Raw genomic sequence first — 16,740 nt, 5'->3', positions numbered from 1 at the left:
CCATGAGAGGCCAGTATCTGAGCGGTTTTTGCCAAAACCGGATGAGGTCTTTCGGCACATGGATAGTCCAAAGCTTCCCAGACTAACTGGATGGCAGGGAGAGACTCAAGATACTTGACCTGTCTTCTGCGCTTAACCGAAGGCCGCCTGCCAGGGAGCATCCCGTTGAGAACCCGAATAGCGTGTTTTCTGTGATAGCCAAGCACATTCACTACTTCGTCTATCATGGCAGTCTTGGCTGATTGACTCCCGGTCTTGCAGTACCGTTCATGCATCTTCTCCAAGTACTCTTTACGGCTGCTCACTGACATCCTCACTAAGACCCCCCGTCGCGGTAACATTCTGTCGCGAGTGAGCCACTCCTCTTTGGGTAGCATTATAGGTTAGTGATTGCGACCCCTTACATCAATCGCCCGCGTGTGCTACAATACTGGCAGGTGCCTTCGGGGCAAGGTGAGGGGACAACCCCAATTCCTGACCGGTGGTGATGCCTCCTCCGGGAGGACGAGCCCATCAGCCTCAGCGTTTGAGCCGGTGAGAATCCGGGGCCGACAGTATAGTCTGAATGGGAGGAGGCGTCTGGCGAGGACACAGCCCCTGGTTTTCGTGCACCTCAAAGGACGCGGCCCCGGCGGCAAGCCGGGGCTTTTTGTGATCCCCTGGCACCGAATCTCTCTGGGAGAGGTGGGGATCTGTATGAGGTTCACTACTCGGGATCTGGCTGTGGTGGGACTGATGGGCTCCATGACCTGCGTGGCTACGCTTTTTTTCAAGGTGCCAGGGCCCTTCGGCTACTACCACCTGGGGGACGGCATAATCTACCTTGCCGCTTGGCTCTTTGGGCCCGTCACCGGCGCCCTGGTGGGGGCAATCGGCTCTTCTGGAGCAGACCTCATCGGAGGCTTCGCGGTGTGGGCCCCGTGGACCCTCGTTATCAAAGGGCTCACAGGCTACCTGGTGGGGAGGCTGGCCCGGAAGGCCGGGAATACCCTGGGCCTGGCAGGGGCCATGGCCGTGGGCGCCTTGGTCACCATCGGAGGTTACGGACTGGTCACTTCCGTGCTGTATAGCCCCGAGGCGGTGGTCATCGAGCTCTACGGGAACCTGGTCCAGACCGGCGCCGGGATAGTGATAGCGCTGCTGGGGGCCACGGCACTTCGCTCGCGGGTGAAGTCACGCTAGATCTGGCATCACAGGGTCGGCGGACCGCAGGCCTTCCGCGCATGCGGTCCGCTTCGACATTTCCTGGAGAATACTGCCCGTACAACGGACAACCCCACTGTGCCGTGAACTTCAGCGAGTTGAAACCTGCTCTGAGCAGGTGGGTGCCCTCCCGACTACCTTACATGTCCCTTCGCGGGCCTATGCGCCGAAGCCGGAGCCCGGGCTCCCTTTGTCGTGGTGTTGGCTTTAACTCACCGATTTTACACGCACACAGCAGGGCTAATCCCTTATGCTGGCTACATCATATCACAGGCAGGGGCGGCCTTCAAGGAACCAGGCATCCCGCAGGCCGGTTATATTTGGGAAGATTCAAGTCAAGCGCAAGTGTAATTCCCGGAGCTGGCGTTCTCCCACGGGGGACGGAGCACCGGTCATGAGACAACTGGCCTTGGCCGTCTTGGGAAAGGCAATCACGTCCCTGATGCTATCGTTTCCGTTGAGGAGCATCACCATCCTGTCCAGTCCCAGGGCAATGCCTCCGTGAGGAGGTGTGCCGTACTCGAAGGCATCCAGAAGGTAGCCGAACTTCTCCCTGGCCTCCTCATCCCCCATGCCCAGGGCCCGGAATACCTGTTCCTGGACACCCCGCTTGTGGATCCGGATGCTGCCTCCACCCAGCTCCACCCCGTTGAGGACAACGTCATAGGACTTGGCCCTGACCAGTCCGGGGCTGCCCTCAAGCGCCGGCAGGTCGGCGTCCCTGGGGGCCGTGAAGGGGTGATGCACCGAGACGTACTTCCCTTCCTCCTCACTGAACTCCAGGAGTGGGAAGTCGGTAACCCAGGTGAACCCTAGGCCCTCCCTGCGCAGGTCAAGCCTGGCGGCCATTTCGACCCTGAGGGAACCCAGGACAGGTGCTACCACACCCTCCGGGCCGGCCACCACCAAGCCCAGGTCTCCAGGAACGGCGTCCAGGACTGCCCGGAGACGCCCCAGCTCCCCCTCGGAGAGGAACTTCACCGTGGGTGACCTGACCTGCTCATCCTCGAAGACGAACCACAGGAGGCCGCTGGCGCCCAGATCCTGGGCCCTGGCCACCGTCTCATCCAGCTCCCGGCGGGAGAACCTACCCCCTCCCTTCACCCTGAAACCCCGGACCACTCCACTGGCAAGTGCCTCCTGGAACACCCTGAAGCCAGTCCCCTGGAACACACCGGCCAGGTCGTAAATCTCCATCCCATAGCGCCGGTCCGGCCTGTCCGTGCCGTACCTGAGCATGGACTCGTCGTAGGTTATGCGAGGGAATGGAAGGGGAACGTCAATTCCCAGCGTGGTATGGATGACGTACTGGAGCATCTCCTCGGTCCCCTGGATGACATCCTCCATATCCACGAAGGCCATCTCCACGTCTACCTGTGTGAACTCCGGCTGCCGGTCAGCCCTGAGGTCCTCGTCCCGGAAGCAGCGCACCACCTGGAAGTAGCGCTCCATCCCGCCCACCATCAGGAGTTGCTTGAAGAGCTGGGGCGACTGGGGCAGCGCGTAGAAGCGGCCAGGGTTCACCCGGCTCGGCACTAGGTAGTCCCGGGCACCCTCAGGGGTGCTCCTGGTCAGGACCGGGGTCTCGATCTCGTAGAACCCCCTAGAGTCGTAGAAGTCCCTTACCGCCTTCACCACGCGGTGGCGAAAGGCAATGCTCTTCTGGAGCATCTGGCGCCTCAAGTCAAGGTACCGGTACTGGAGGCGAAGCGCCTCCTCCACCTCGGTGTTCTCGTTTATGGGGAAGGGGGGCGTCCTGGCGGGGTTGAGGATCTCGCAACGGTCGACGTAGATCTCCACCTCCCCTGTTTCCAGGGCAGCGTTTATCCTGCCCTCCGGCCTCAGGTCAAGCCTGCCCTCCAGGGCCACCACGTACTCGGACCGGAGCTCCTTGGCCATATTGAAGGTATTCCCGTCCACATCGGGGCTGAACACCGCCTGGACGATCCCGCTCCGGTCCCTGACATCAACAAAGATCAGCCCACCGTGATCCCTTGAGCGGTGCACCCAGCCCGTGACCCCGACCATCTCCCCGGCCTGGGAACGACTGAGGTCCCCGCAGCGGTGGGTGCGCTTGAGATGCTCCATCTAAACACCAATCCTTTCCGCTATGAAGGAGCCCACCTTGTCAAAGGGCACCTCTTCCTGCTGGCCAGAGGCCATCTCCTTCACCAAGGCCCGCCTTTTTATGGCTTCCTCATCTCCCACTATGACTGTGTACCGGACCCCGAGCCTCCCTGCGTGACGCATCTGGGCCTTGAGGCTCCTGTCCATGTGATCCATCTCCGCCTGGATGCCGTGGCGCCGGATATCCCTGACCAGGGTCACTGCGTCGCAGCCCCTGTCACCGGCCATCGCCACGAAGCACTGGGCCTCCTCCTGGCCGGGAAGGCTAACGCCGCTCCCCTCCAGGGCCATGATGAGCCTCTCGATACCCAGCCCGAAGCCCACCCCAGGGGTGGGGGGGCCGCCACACTCCTGGGCGAGTCCATCGTAACGCCCTCCCGAACACACGCTGCCCTGGGCCCCCAGGGCGCCGTGGACGATCTCGAACACAGTGCGGGTGTAGTAGTCCAAGCCCCTCACCAGGTGTGGGTCAAGGTCGAAGGGCACCTGGAGCCCTCCAAGGTACTCCTGGACATGGGCCAAGTGGACGCTACACTCATCGCAGAGGTAATCCCCCATGGCAGGCGAGTCCTGTACCAGGGCCCGGCACTCCGGCCGCTTGCAGTCAAGAACCCTGAGGGGGTTCTGGACAAGCCGGCGGGAGCAGTCCGGGCAGAGCCCCTCCTTAGCGGAGAGGTACTTCACCAGGCGCTCCCGGTATGCCGACCGGCACCGGGGGCAGCCAATGCTGTTCAGTCTCACCTCAAGGCCGCGAAGACCCACCATCTCGAAGAAGTCCATGGCAAGGGCAATGGTCTCCACGTCCACCGAGGGCTGGGCCGAGCCTATCGCCTCAACCCCCAGCTGGTGGTGCTGCCTGAGCCGGCCTGCCTGGGGCCGCTCGTAGCGGAAGATGGGGCATATGTAGAACATCTTCACCGGCTGGGGATCTGCGTGAAGTTTGTTTTCCAGGTAGGCCCTGACCGTGGGCGCAGTACCCTCGGCCTTCAGGGTAATGCTGCGATTGCCCCGGTCCGTGAATGTGTACATTTCCTTCTGGACAATATCGGTGCTCTCGCCTACGCCCCTTTGGAAGAGCTCTGTGTGCTCGAAAACAGGGGTCCTGATCTCCCCGTAGGAGTAGCGCCGGCACACCTCCCGGAAGGTCGCCTCAGCGTGCCGCCACTTGCCGGCATCCCCCGGGAGGATGTCGTTGGTGCCCCTGGGCCTGCTAATCAACATGAACGCCGCCTCCTGGCGCTTTTGGGTATATTCTACACAGCACGTAGCCTGTGGGCAACCTCACAGGAAGGGGTTCGAGGACCTCTCGTCCCCGATGGTGGAGGACGGCCCATGACCCGGGTACACCAGGGTATCCTCAGGCAGTATGAGTAGCTTCTCCCTGATGGATGCGATAAGCGTCTCGAGGTTGCCCCCGGGAAGGTCGGTCCTGCCTATGGAACCCGAAAAGAGGGTATCACCGGTAAACAGGATGCCATCACCGTAGAGGCAGATCCCCCCAGGGGTGTGGCCAGGGGTGTGGATTACCTCCAGCGATATCTCCTGGCCCACAAGTACGCTGTCCCCCTCCTTGAGCAGCCGGTCCGGCTGGCCCGGCTTGGCCGAGAAGGGCGAAAGAAGGGTGAGGTTCTTGAGGGAGCTTTTCGTGTAAGGCTCGTCTGCCTCGTGTATGAGAAGGTCTGCCCCTGTCGCGTTCTTGACCTCCAGGTTGGCACCAATGTGGTCAACGTGCGCGTGAGTGTTCACTATGGTGGTCACCCTCAGTCCCATCCTTGCCACCATATCAAGGATTCGCTTGGGTTCGCTGCCTGGGTCAATCACCAGGCCCTCCTTTGTCCTCTCGCAGCCCAAGATGTAGCAGTTGGCCTGGAAAGCCCCCACAGCCACCATGTCCAGTTTCATCGCTCTCTCCTCCCCGGGCCCGCCTCACCCGTGTCAAGGATGAGGGTCACGGGACCGTCGTTCTCCAGTCTCACCATCATGTGGGCTCCAAAGACGCCCACCTTCACCGGCACACCCCGCTTTCGCAGGGCCTCCACGAAGCCCTCGTAAAGAGGCCTGGCCTCCTCGGGGCAAGCGGCCTGCGTGAAACTGGGCCTTCTCCCCTTCCGGGTATCCCCGTACAGCGTGAACTGGGAAATGGCCAGCACCTCGCCACCCACCTCATGAAGGCCAAGATTCATCCTGCCCGCTTCATCCTCAAACACCCGCAAACAGGCCACTTTCTCCGCCAGGTACGACACATTCGCCAGGGTGTCCTCGGACCTCACCCCCAGGAGCACCAGGAAGCCCCTGCCTACCTCTGCTACCACCTGGTCATCCACGCGCACGCTGGCTCGGGAAACCCGCTGGATCACCGCCCTCAAGTACTGTTCCTCCCTGTAATTTCCTTCGTAACCCGGCGCACCTCCAGCACGTCTGGTATCTTGGAGATCTGCCGGCGCAGGGTTTCCAGCTGCTTCAGGTCCCGGATCTCCAGGACCAGCCGGAAGATGGCCATCTTTTTCCGCTTGGATGTCATGACCTTCGCCGAGGTAACGTTCACACCAGCATCCGACAGGATATGGGCCACATCAGACAGGAGTCCAGGCCTGTCTGCGGCGTCTACCTCGAGCTCCACTGGATACACCGCGTGGGCGGTATCGTCCCAGCCCACTTCCATCAGGCGGTCCTGGTCATCCACGAAATCGGTGACGTTGGGGCAGTCCATGCGGTGTATGGTGAGGCCTCGCCCCCGGGTTATGTAACCTATTATGGGGTCTCCAGGGACCGGGTTACAGCAACGGGCGAACTTTACCAGGAGGTTGGTTACCCCCTTGACCCGTACTCCCTCCCCGGGCGCCCCCGGGGCAGGCTTTGCCTCCTTGTCATCGGGCAAGAGCGGAACGGGCACGTGATCCTTCTTCCACTCTTCCCTGATCTTGCTGGTGACCGCTCCCGCAGTGAAGCCCCCGTACCCTATGGCAGCCAGGAGATCCTCCGGGGACTGCAGGTTCAGCTTCCTGGCCGCAGCCTCCATGTAGTGGTCAGCAGTGAAGTCATGAACATCAAAGCCCTGGCGCTTGACCTCCTTCTCCAGGAGTTCCCGCCCCCGGGCAATGTTCTCATCCCGCCTCTCCCGCTTGAACCACTGGCGTATCCGGTTCTTGGCCCCGGAGGTCTTGACTACCTTCAGCCAGTCCGCGCTGGGGCCTGGTGACTGCTTGCTGGTGAGGATCTCCACTATCTCGCCGTTCTGGAGCTTGTAGTCCAGGGGTACGATTCTGCCGTTCACCTTGGCCCCTACGCAGCGATGTCCCACCTCCGTATGGATGGAGTAGGCAAAGTCTATCGGGGTGGCCCCTGCCGGCAGGTCCATCACATCGCCCTTGGGCGTGAACACGAATACCTCGTCGGAGAAGAGGTCGATCCGCAGGGACTCCATGAACTCCCGGGCATCCCTCATGTCCCGCTGCCATTCCAAGACCTGCCGCATCCAGGAGAGTTTCTTGTCAAACTCCCGGTCCCCTGGAGACTCCTCCTTGTAGCGCCAGTGGGCGGCGATCCCGTACTCGGCGGTACGGTGCATCTCCCAGGTCCTTATCTGCACCTCAAATGGGTCTCCCCGGGGCCCGATGACGGTTGTGTGAAGGGACTGGTACATGTTGGACTTGGGCATGGCAATGTAGTCCTTGAACCGGCCGGGGATGGGCTTCCATAGGGAGTGGGCTAGTCCCAGGACCGCATAGCAGTCCTTAACGGTATCAACTATTATCCTGAAGGCCATCAGGTCATATATCTCGGAGATGTCCTTTTGCTGCTTTAACATCTTCCGGTATATGCTGTGGTAGTGCTTTGCCCTGCCCTGGATGTCCGCCTCGATCTCCGCGTCATCCATCCTCTCCTTGAGGTCCCTGATGACCTCTTGGATGAAGCCCTCCCGGTCCTTCTGCTGGCGGGCAACCTTCTCCACCACCTGCGCATACTCCTGAGGGCTCTTGTGGCGGAAGGCAAGGTCCTCCATCTCCCACTTGAAACGCCACATCCCAAGCCTGTGAGCCAGGGGGGCGTAGATGTCCAGGGTCTCGTTGGCTATCTCGATCTGGCGGGAGGAGGACAGGTGATTGAGGGTCCTCATGTTGTGCAGCCTGTCTGCGAGCTTTATGATGATCACCCTTATGTCCTTAGCCATGGCCAGGAACATCTTGCGCAGGTTCTCGGCCTGGACCTCCTCCTGGGACCGATACTCCAGGCGGCCCAATTTGGTAACGCCATCCACTAGGAGGGCGATCTCCGATCCAAACTCCTTCTCCAGCTGGTCAAGGCTGACCTTGGTGTCCTCCACAACGTCGTGAAGGAGCCCCGCGGCTATTGAGGCCGCGTCCAGCTCCAGCTCCGCCAGGATGGCAGCGACACACAGGGGGTGCTCTATGTATTCCTCACCCGAATCCCTGTACTGCCCGTTATGAGCCTCCCGGGCAAACTCGTAGGCCCTTTCTATAAGGCGCAGGTCCGACGAGGTGCCCGAGGGGGCGGACTTGAGGAGGTCCAGGACTGTCACGGATTGACCAACCCCCTAACGGCTTTGTTACATTGTATCACAATTTGAGGACCTCCTGCAGAGGGCATGCATAGACATAACACAATAATCCTCTGTTCCGGGAACTGCCAAGGGTGGGTTCGTAGAATACCCCTGTTCTGCGTTCCTCTTATCGCCTTGGGGTAAGCCCTGGCCTGCCTCGCCAGCCCCGCTGTCATTGGCTTAGATGGCTATCAAGTTAGGCCAGCATAAGTGACAATTTGGCCGGTTATGCGGGCTGATAGCAGGTGGGCAAAGAGTTCAGGTTGCCACCGGTAAAGATACATCATCCAGGCAAGGCTGTAAGTTTGTCTTGTATAGCATAGCTACAGGCCCGGCCCAGCGGGAGACCGTCCTGAACAAGATTGATAGTCATTTTGGCTTATGGTTAGGGGTGCCTTCCCAAGTGTACCTCAGGGTGCCTCGAGAAGAGGTGGGGCAAACAGGGTCACAGGGGCAAGGTGCGGGTCGCTCTAGCCTAACTTCACCCCCCTGTTCATCGCCATAAGGGGCCTTATGCTGGGGCAGGGATGATATTATTTGAAAGATCGTAGTCTATACTACCCTTTGATTATTATGCATTGTCACTGGCTATAGAGTGAGGTAGAATAGTCTACAGGGGTGCCGCTGTGTTTGTCAAAAAGTCCTGGAACACCAAGGCCAAGAAACGCTACTATCAATACCACCTCGCTGAGTCCTACCGGGATCCCGAGACCGGTCAGAACAGGCACAGGCTGATCCTGAACCTCTCTGGACTCCCGCTTCACGTCATCGAAGCCATTGACCAGTCCCTGAAGCAAGGGCGTGCGGTAACTGGCTAGGTCAATGGGCCCTCAACTCATTCGCTCCGACAGTGCTGGGCCATGGGAGACCGGGCCGGTCCTGTCGGGAGAAACCCCGCCGCCTCCTCCGTGAGGCTCGCCCTTTCCCCGGTGAACCACCCAGGCCCCCAGCACGCTCATGACGAGGCCTACGCACATGAGCAGGTTCACCCGCTCTCCCAGGAACCCCCAGGAAACCAAGGCCACCAGTGGCGTGCTCAACGACGTGATGCTGCCAGCCTTCGCGATGGTGGTCTTGCCCCAGGCGCTCGTTGTGAAGTAGTCATAGAGGAGCGCGAAGCCTCCGGAGCCCAGCAGTATGGCGATGACAGGAAAGGGGATCCCCCGGGCTGCCTCCGTCTTCCCCAAGACCAGCCACCAGACCCCAAGCGACGCCAAGCCTCCGCCGGACCTGAGAAACAGGGCATCTCCAACCCGGAGCCCGTGAAGGAGACTCCAGCGCCGGAGCGTCCCTGCCACACCATAGATGAGGCCGACCCCAAGCCCCAGCCACATACCCTCAACCCAGCGATGGCTGACTGGGATACCCATAGCCTGCCCGGCGGCCATGCAGCCTAGGCCGGCCGCCAGCATGACGCATCCCACCAGCATCCTCCGGTCTAGCCTGTCATCCAGCAGGAAGTGGCTGGTTATCGCAGCCCACAACACTGCGCCGTGCACCATGGGTGTGACCAGGAAGGCGCCTCCGTAACGGAGGGCTGCCAGGAGCATGGGGAAGGCAAGGCCCTGGGAGAGGATGCCACAGGCGACGGTTGGGAGCACAGCGCTGTTGCCGGCGAAACCTGGAGATCGCGGCCACGCTCGCCCGAAGTGGCGTGTCCCGCCAGCGGCAAGGGCTAGCCCTGAGAACACAAAGGTGGGCACCACCTTGATGAGCGACCCGACGAAGGGGTCCGCGGAAACCGAGGCCATCCGGTCAAAGAGGGTCCCCCCGGCCGATGAGAGCATGGAGAGGACGGCCCACCTGTCCCCGGGCTCGAGCCTGCTTGCCCCTGATGTGCCATGCTTTGGCTTCATGTCGCCCCCTGCCACGTTAGCCACCCTCCATGGGAGGCACCAGCGTTATGCGGTCACCGTGGGATAGCCGCGTCAGGAGACCAGAGGGCCGGCACACGTGTCTGCCATTGTGAAGAAGAAGCCTCAGAAGGGCTCCTCCGGACCCGAGGCGCTCCAGAAAGGCTTCGTTAAACGCAGGTTCCACCCTTTCCCCGATGGACTTGATCAAATCGCTGATCGTCGCGCCATCCGCCAGGTCCACCACGAGTCGGTCCCTGCCCGCCCGCTCGGCGAAGGGTCCGCAGAAACAGATCTCAACTCTCACCTGAACACCCCCGCAGGTGCGCAACGATGGCTACCGGCCTGTGCCCCGGGGCAGAAGAGGGGAGACAGGGAGTCGCCCCCGGCCATGATGGACCGGCTGCCCGCCGGACGGGCCAACCGCTGCCAAAGCGCACGGCATGGCGCCGGCGGCATGCCGCGCACAAGTAGACCTGCTGGTGAAGGTCCCCGGCCCGAGCCAAGAGTGGCTCCGGACCTGCGGCTTGACCGCAGGCCTGGCACAACACCAGGGGAACCCTGGTCTTCCACCGATCAAGAAGCATCGAATCATTGCCAGCCTCAGCCCTTATGGCTCCGGTGGGACAGACCTGGGCACAGGCGGTGCATCCCACGCAGTCTGGCGAGGAGGCCTCGAAGGGGGTCACAGGCCGCCTCCGGGTGCCGCGCCAGGCAAAGGAGATGGCATGCCTGCCCACGGCAGCGCACGCCCTCATGCAACGCCCGCAGGCTACGCAATCATCCTGGCCTGTCTCGTCTGGAGCAGGGCTCACCCTCAGGGAAGGGGCCAGCGACCGCAGGGGGCTTGAGGGGGGTAGCCTGTCCAGCAGGAACCCCACCACCACGCGGCGGGCCCTCAGCACCCTGTCGGAGGATGTCACCACCCGGAGGCCGTCGGCAGCCGCTAGGCAACAGGAAGCAGAGAGGCCCTTCCGCCCGCCGTCCACGATCTCTACCAGGCAAACCCTGCACGCGCCATAGGGCTCAAGGCCCGGGTGGTGGCAGAGGGTGGGTATCTCTATGCCTCCCCGCCTTGCGGCCTCGAGCACAGTCTGTCCTTCTTCCCAGGGGACCTCGCGGTCATCGATGTCCATTGCCAATGCTGATCGCCTCCGCCGGGCATACCTCTTTGCACGACCCGCAACGGATGCAGCGGTCCGGGTCTATCAGCCGCTCCTCTTCGCCTAAAACGGCACCCGCGGCGCACTCGTCCTGGCACACCCCGCAGGCTAGACAACGAGCCGTGTCAATGTGGTATCTGATCAGCGCCCGGCACACGCCTGCGAGGCAGTGGCCCTCCAGGTGTGCCTCATATTCGCCAGCGAAGTGCCTCAGGGTAGTCAACACAGGGTTCGGGGTGTTCTGCCCAAGGCCGCACAGGGACGCATCCTTCACGGCCAGCGCCCATTCCTCCAGGGTCTCCAGGTCACCTGGTCGCCCACTCCCTTCCACGAGTCTGTCGAGGACCCCCCTCATCCTGGCCATCCCTTCCCTGCAGGGAGTGCACTTGCCGCAGGCTTCCTGTGCCGCGAAGCCCAGGAAGTACCGAGCCACATCCACCATGCATGCGGTGTGTCCCATCACAACCAGGCCGCCGGAGCCCATGATGCTCCCCGCCCTGGCGAGGGCCTCGTAGTCAACCGGCAGATCCAGCATGGAACCGGGGATCACACCGCCTGACGGCCCGCCTGTCTGCACCGCCTTGACACTGGAGGCGTCGACCCCACCCATTGCCATTAAGGCCTCAAGCGGCGTACCCATCTCCACCTCCACCAGCCCCGCGTTTCGAACATCACCCACAAGGCTGAACACCTTAGTCCCGGGGGATGCCTCGGTACCAAAGGAACGGAACCTGTCCTTCCCCATCGCCAGCACCGCCGGGACGTTGGCGAGTGTCTCAACGTTGTTGATCACGGTGGGCCTGCCCCAAAGCCCCTTCTGGGCGGGGAAGGGTGGTCTGGGCCTGGGCTCCCCAGGCCTTCCCTCCACCGAGGCTATGAGCGCCGTCTCCTCCCCGCAAACGTAGGCGCCCGCTCCCTTTACCAGTATTATATCAACGCCAAAGCCCGTTCCGAGGATGGATGGACCGGTAAGCCCTGCCATCCGGGCCGATTCGATGGCCGACTCTAGCCTGGCTACTGCCAATGGGTATTCAGCCCTAACATAGATGATCGTCGTATGGGCGCCCACCACGTAGGCGGCGATGATGAGCCCCTCCAGTACCGCGAAGGGATCTGACTCAAGGAGCCCCCTGTCCATGTAGGCGCCTGGATCACCCTCATCGGCATTGCATATCACGTACCTGTCCTCGCTGGGCACCGACCTCGTCGCCTGCCACTTATATCCCGTGGGAAAACCTGCGCCTCCCCTCCCCCTAAGGCCGGACGCAGTGATTTCCTCCAGGATCTCCTCGGGAGGCCGTCCCAGCGCCATAACCAGGGAGGCAAACCCGCCCACAGCAACGTACTCGGGCAGGCTTGAGGGGTCTATAATCCCGCAGTTCCTCATGACAAGCCTGTTCTGCCCGCGATAGAAGTCCAGGTCACGCAGGGGCGAAAGCCCCCATCCCCGACCCAGCCTGCGCTCGGCGCCTGGCGCCAGACCATCCGACTCCATCTCGGCGACAGGGTCTAGGGGGCCAGATGATCCCAGCGCCCAGGATACCATGGCCGGAGCCATCGAGGGACAAACTGTGTGAAAGACCACCCTGGCCCTTCCCGGCACGTGCACGGTCACCACAGGCTCTACCTGGCAGTAACCGGCGCAGCCCACCTCCTTGACCTGGACCCTGTCTTGGCCCGCCTCCACCAGCGCCTGGTACACATCACCCGCCCCGGCAGCCCTTCCACACGTGGACGTGCCAACACCGATCCTGGGGATGCCAGGATACAGGCTCCTGAGCCCCTCCTCCCGGAGCTCTGCAAGATCCCAGGTCACTGGGGCGCCTCCCTCCTTACCAGGCTACGGGCCTTCTTGGGCGTAAGCCTAGCGAACACCTGGCCGTCGATCCTGGCGACAGGAGCCAGGCTGCAGCAGCCTATGCACCGAACGTTCTCCACGGAGTAGGCCATATCCTCGCTTGAACCCCCCACAGGGGCGCCCGTCTCATCCTGAAAGGCCCTGGCTACCCCGTCCGCCCCCCGCACATGGCATGCCGTTCCTTGGCAGACCTCGACGAGGCATCGTCCCCTGGGTTCCAGGCGGAAGCCATCATAGAAGGCAGCCACGGAGAACACCTGGCCTAGCGGCACCCCCAGGCCCTTCGCCGCCGCTCGCAGCCCGTCCTCAGGAAGGTAGCCGTGGCGCTCCTGAAGGTCGTGGAGGGCAGCCAGGACGGCCCCCGGCCTCGGGCCGGAAGCGATACCCTGGGAGGATAGCGTGCTGTTAGGCCTGGCCAAGATGCCTCTCCCTCGCCATCTTCATCGCCTTAGTGATCCCTTCGGTATCCAGCACCAGTTCCATCATGCCTACCTGCTTGTCGTAGGTATCCGGGTCGATCTCAGCCTTTATCTCCGGCTCCAGGATATGATATACGGGGAGTCTCAACGAGACTCCGGCCAATGGACCCGCGTAGGTGGGGTCTCCCACAGTTACCGTCTCCGCGTATATCTCCGCGGCCTCACTAGTGGGGGATCCGAGTATCACCACCAGGTTATCCCCGGCGTGTTCCTCGGCGACTCGCTTGATGGTCCCCTGATCCTCCAGGTCCATGGCTCCTGCGGCCGTTCACACAAAACACTGGGTTAAAGCCAGGACTACCTGGGCACCAGCACTGGCGACACACTCAGCCATAGCTGGCGCCGGCACGCCGTCTCGCTCTCCAATGCAGATGATCTTCTTTCCTCCGAGCACCATTGCCGTCACCTCCTAGAGACGTTGAACCATTTCCCTCAAGGACCTGGCATCTACATGCCCTGTAAGCCTCTCAACCTCCTGCCCGTCCCTGTAGGCGAGGAATGTGGGAAGGCTCATGACCCCAAGATCCACGCACAGCCTCCGGTTCTTGGACGAGTCAACCTTTAGGAACCTGACCTTACCCTCCAGCTGGCTAGCCAACTCCTCTACCACTGGCATCAAGGCCAGGCACGGGGCGCATCTAGGGCCCCAGAAGTCCACTACCACCGTCCCCTCTGCGGTCTCCTGGACGAAACCCTCCCTATCGACCTCCTTCACGCTCATCACCATTCCTTTCCACCAGGAAGGACATGCCGTCCGAAAGCCCCGTCATCTTCCCCAGAAAGAGGCTCCCCTTGGCTATAAACATGGCCCTCTCCAGTTCCCCTGACAGGATGCGATCTCGCGCGTGGCCCATGAAGGGAAGCGACGCCGGAACATGACCCTGGGTCGGCGAGAACCCAGGCATCCCGTGGGAGGCCTCGAACCTGTCCATCCCGGATCTGTCCGTCTCCCGGCGTATCACTGCCATGCCTGCCAGGGCCCTGTAGTTGTTCCTGGGAACATCACCGCTCCCCGCGGGTTCGGTGACCTCGGGGTTGTGCAGCTCCAGGGCGTACTTCGGCACGTCGGTCATCCTTAGTCCCAAGCGTTCGAGCGGTTCCACGACCAGCGCCTCGAGGATCTGCTGGGGCGAGGAACCGGATTTCACCTTGTGCCTCCCCACACCATCCAGCCTCACAACAGGATTTACGCCGTCATCGGCGCTCACCATCAACGCGAACGCCCCGAGCACATCCTCCATTATGGGGTAGCCGCTGGCCAGGTGGCCCCTGAACTTCATCCCCATCTTCGCCAGCGACCCTCCGCCGACGACCATTACGTTTTCGAACAGGCCGGAACTTACCAGGCTCGAAGCCATGACAACAGCGTGTACTGGTGAACAGCAGAAGGCCTTGATGTCTGACCCGGTTGCCTCCAGGAGGCCGGAACGTTCTGCCATCGCCTTGGCCAGGTTACCCCCTCCCCGCTGGTAGCGGTCGCCCACCGCCTCTTCACCGCTGTTCATGACGTATCCGACCCGGGATGGCTCCGGCATCCCGTCCTGGGCCAGGAGGTGCCTCAGGGCCGCAACGCCCGTAGCCTTGCAGGCGAGGTTCTCAAGGAGCACCGCCGCTTGGAGGGTCTCATCCTCGTCATGGCCCCGGGAAACCCGGCCCACGACATCCCCGCGGTGACGCAGGGCAAGCGCGTGGCCCTCGGCAAGGCCCCTTTCAACCCCTTGGGCAGATTCACCCCCGAGCCTTCCGGCATCTCCTTCCCGGCACACCGGGCTTGCCAGGTATCGTTCTCTCGCACCACCGGCCAAGAAGCCCTCGTCCAGCTTCACCAGGTCGAAATCGTCCACGGCCTTTATGAGGCAGTACAGCTCATCCTCGGGTATGATCTCCCCCCACCGCCCGCGACGCGGAGCATTGGGCACAAGATGCTTCCACCAGGGTCTTTCAATTCGCCACAGGTCTTCGGGTCGAGCATTGCCGATGAAGACTTGGTTTGGGGGATAACCGATGACCTCATCGTAGCTCCTGAGCGAGGCTTCGATCCTCCCCAGGAGGCCAGAGTCCTTCTGGCACTCCCTGGCCGGCTTTGATCCATACCGTACCAAGCCAGGCCCGTGGGCGAGCACATATGATACTCCCTTTACCACCGGTTTGACCATCGTCCCTACAGCGCTCCCTCCAAGTCTATCTTCTGCGATCCTAGTACGCACGGCCGATCAACCAGCCAAAGCCCGTCTGGTTCGCCGCACAGTACATCAATGTGGTGTTATCAAAGGAGATGGCCGCCGTAGGCTCTCGCTCCTCACCGCCCATTTCCCGGTTGAGCCTCAGGAAGGGACCCCCCACCGCCCTCTCGACCCTAGGCAGTTCAATCGGTTTTTCGATGCTGCCCGACGAAACGAGGGCATCGGCCTCGGGCACATCATCCACCAGGAGGATACCCTCGGTACCGTCAGGTCCGCCAAACTCGAAGCTTATGGCCGCCGACCTTATGCCCATCTTCTCGCAGGCCTGAATGGTCAGCATGGCGTCGGTGGCGGCATTGCCGCCGCCCTCCCAGGTAATGACCATGGCCTGCGCGCCCAGGTGGCGTACCAGCTTGGCCGCGATGTTCGCCGACCGCGTCTTGTCGAAGTGCGAGTAGTTGTGACCCCTGCTGAAGACCACCCCGGCGAAATTGTGGTCCCTGCCGTGGCCCTTGTACAGTTCTAGCACAACCGGGGACATCGCATGAAGGTAGGTGGGAACCTTAAAGCAAGGCCACACGTAGTTGCCGCTCACCAGCGCGCCATCCAGCAACTCGTTGGGATCGAGCACTGTGGGCACCAGGTTATCCACGGTCTTGCCATAAAGGAGCGTGTTGGAGTAGGGACCCTGGTTCTGCACCTGGTAGACATAGGCGATGGAGGGAAGGCCATCTGCCCGGCCTTGCGTTGTATCGTATCGCTCCACCCTGTCGGGCTCCTGTCCAGCCATGGCCTGGGCCACGTAGGCAGCCGCCTTCAGGCCCGCCGTTCTCACGGCGTGGTCGTACTCAGGATCCGACTTGCCCGCCTCCAGCTCCATCTCCAGCACTAGGTTAAGGGTTTCGGAAAACGGGCTTAACCCTGCGTAAGGGCCAGTCATGTCAACCATGGCCTCCCTGGCGTACAGAAGCCCCGTGGCCGTCCAGGGCAGGGCCGCGCACTCCATCACCGCCACCGATGGCATGACCCTGGTTATCCCGTTGCCCACCAGGTCCGGCGGCCCAAGATTACCCGGGTAGGCCTGACGGCCGTCATCCTTGGCCATGGGCATGATCGTATCGAGAACGTGGATGATCCTCGATGCCTCACCGGGCTTGACCAAGTGCAGGTCGATCTGTGAAAGGCCTGGGATGGACGATAAGGTCTCTTTCAGCCCAGCCCCGTCAATGTAGAGCGTGCCATTCTCCAGGCGAGTGGGTTTGTCAAACCTCAAGTCCTTCACGTCGAATACATAGCGTTCAAGAAGCAACGGC

At 61.9% G+C, this 16,740-nt stretch carries 17 protein-coding genes, 1 other RNA gene and 1 riboswitch; of the genes, 2 read left to right on the top strand and 16 right to left on the bottom strand.

What is annotated here, in order from left to right; translation table 11 throughout:
- Positions 1-311, bottom strand: a 311-nt coding sequence (locus tag AB1576_11390) for a transposase (protein MEW6082348.1), incomplete at its 3' end; no start/stop codon positions are given.
- A 124-nt stretch (positions 312-435) separates the two neighbouring features.
- Positions 436-581, top strand: a riboswitch (FMN riboswitch).
- Between the two features lie 115 nt (positions 582-696).
- Here AB1576_11390 and AB1576_11385 point away from each other — a divergent pair.
- On the top strand, positions 697-1,182 hold the full coding sequence (locus AB1576_11385; protein MEW6082347.1) for an ECF transporter S component: 486 nt from the start codon (positions 697-699) through the stop codon (positions 1,180-1,182).
- A gap of 87 nt (positions 1,183-1,269) precedes the next feature.
- On the opposite strand, the gene ssrS is transcribed toward AB1576_11385, so the two are convergent.
- From ssrS to AB1576_11355, 6 genes are all read right to left on the bottom strand, one after another.
- A non-coding RNA gene (gene ssrS / locus AB1576_11380) (6S RNA) lies at positions 1,270-1,447 on the bottom strand.
- An 86-nt stretch (positions 1,448-1,533) separates the two neighbouring features.
- Positions 1,534-3,291, bottom strand: a complete 1,758-nt coding sequence (gene aspS, locus AB1576_11375) for an aspartate--tRNA ligase (GenBank protein ID MEW6082346.1) — start codon at positions 3,289-3,291, stop codon at positions 1,534-1,536.
- Positions 3,292-4,551 (bottom strand): histidine--tRNA ligase, encoded by a 1,260-nt coding sequence (hisS, locus tag AB1576_11370; protein MEW6082345.1) that lies wholly within the window; start codon positions 4,549-4,551, stop codon positions 3,292-3,294.
- Between the two features lie 60 nt (positions 4,552-4,611).
- The gene (locus tag AB1576_11365) at positions 4,612-5,232 is read right to left on the bottom strand and encodes an MBL fold metallo-hydrolase (protein MEW6082344.1); all 621 of its coding nucleotides are present in this window, start codon (positions 5,230-5,232) and stop codon (positions 4,612-4,614) included.
- Positions 5,229-5,696, bottom strand: a complete 468-nt coding sequence (dtd, locus tag AB1576_11360; GenBank protein ID MEW6082343.1) for a D-aminoacyl-tRNA deacylase — start codon at positions 5,694-5,696, stop codon at positions 5,229-5,231. Before dtd ends, AB1576_11365 begins: the two co-directional genes overlap by 4 nt.
- Complete coding sequence (locus AB1576_11355) at positions 5,693-7,870, bottom strand: bifunctional (p)ppGpp synthetase/guanosine-3',5'-bis(diphosphate) 3'-pyrophosphohydrolase (protein MEW6082342.1); 2,178 nt, start codon at positions 7,868-7,870, stop codon at positions 5,693-5,695. The genes dtd and AB1576_11355 overlap by 4 nt, the downstream gene beginning before the upstream one ends.
- 647 nt (positions 7,871-8,517) lie before the next feature.
- On the opposite strand from AB1576_11355, the gene AB1576_11350 reads away from it, so the two are divergent.
- Positions 8,518-8,709 (top strand): hypothetical protein, encoded by a 192-nt coding sequence (locus AB1576_11350; GenBank protein MEW6082341.1) that lies wholly within the window; start codon positions 8,518-8,520, stop codon positions 8,707-8,709.
- A gap of 12 nt (positions 8,710-8,721) precedes the next feature.
- Here AB1576_11350 and AB1576_11345 read toward each other — a convergent pair whose 3' ends face one another.
- The 9 genes from AB1576_11345 to AB1576_11305 are packed head-to-tail and all read right to left on the bottom strand — an operon-like array spanning position 8,722 to position 16,736.
- Positions 8,722-9,762: a DMT family transporter gene (locus AB1576_11345; GenBank protein ID MEW6082340.1), complete on the bottom strand. Its 1,041-nt coding sequence runs from the start codon at positions 9,760-9,762 to the stop codon at positions 8,722-8,724.
- A gap of 1 nt (position 9,763) precedes the next feature.
- Positions 9,764-10,051, bottom strand: a complete 288-nt coding sequence (locus tag AB1576_11340) for a MoaD/ThiS family protein (GenBank protein MEW6082339.1) — start codon at positions 10,049-10,051, stop codon at positions 9,764-9,766.
- Positions 10,041-10,880, bottom strand: coding sequence for a 2Fe-2S iron-sulfur cluster-binding protein (locus tag AB1576_11335; protein ID MEW6082338.1), 840 nt, complete (start codon positions 10,878-10,880; stop codon positions 10,041-10,043). Before AB1576_11335 ends, AB1576_11340 begins: the two co-directional genes overlap by 11 nt.
- Positions 10,867-12,723 (bottom strand): NADH-ubiquinone oxidoreductase-F iron-sulfur binding region domain-containing protein, encoded by a 1,857-nt coding sequence (locus AB1576_11330; protein MEW6082337.1) that lies wholly within the window; start codon positions 12,721-12,723, stop codon positions 10,867-10,869. Before AB1576_11330 ends, AB1576_11335 begins: the two co-directional genes overlap by 14 nt.
- Positions 12,720-13,184 carry an NAD(P)H-dependent oxidoreductase subunit E gene (locus AB1576_11325; GenBank protein ID MEW6082336.1) on the bottom strand — a complete coding sequence of 155 codons (465 nt, stop codon included), beginning with the start codon at positions 13,182-13,184 and terminating at the stop codon, positions 12,720-12,722. The genes AB1576_11330 and AB1576_11325 overlap by 4 nt, the downstream gene beginning before the upstream one ends.
- A complete protein-coding gene (gene grdA, locus AB1576_11320) occupies positions 13,171-13,641 on the bottom strand; it encodes a glycine/sarcosine/betaine reductase complex selenoprotein A (protein MEW6082335.1) in 471 nt (156 codons plus the stop codon). Before grdA ends, AB1576_11325 begins: the two co-directional genes overlap by 14 nt.
- 12 nt (positions 13,642-13,653) lie before the next feature.
- The gene (locus AB1576_11315) at positions 13,654-13,965 is read right to left on the bottom strand and encodes a thioredoxin family protein (GenBank protein ID MEW6082334.1); all 312 of its coding nucleotides are present in this window, start codon (positions 13,963-13,965) and stop codon (positions 13,654-13,656) included.
- Positions 13,943-15,400: a glycine/sarcosine/betaine reductase complex component C subunit beta gene (gene grdC / locus AB1576_11310; protein MEW6082333.1), complete on the bottom strand. Its 1,458-nt coding sequence runs from the start codon at positions 15,398-15,400 to the stop codon at positions 13,943-13,945. Before grdC ends, AB1576_11315 begins: the two co-directional genes overlap by 23 nt.
- A 40-nt stretch (positions 15,401-15,440) precedes the next feature.
- Complete coding sequence (locus AB1576_11305; GenBank protein MEW6082332.1) at positions 15,441-16,736, bottom strand: glycine/sarcosine/betaine reductase component B subunit; 1,296 nt, start codon at positions 16,734-16,736, stop codon at positions 15,441-15,443.
- Positions 16,737-16,740: the final 4 nt, after the last annotated feature.

This window comes from Bacillota bacterium, assembly GCA_040754315.1.
Taxonomy (GTDB): Bacteria; Bacillota; Sulfobacillia; order DUSP01; family JBFMCS01; genus JBFMCS01.
This window is presented reverse-complemented; position numbering and strand designations above follow the sequence as displayed.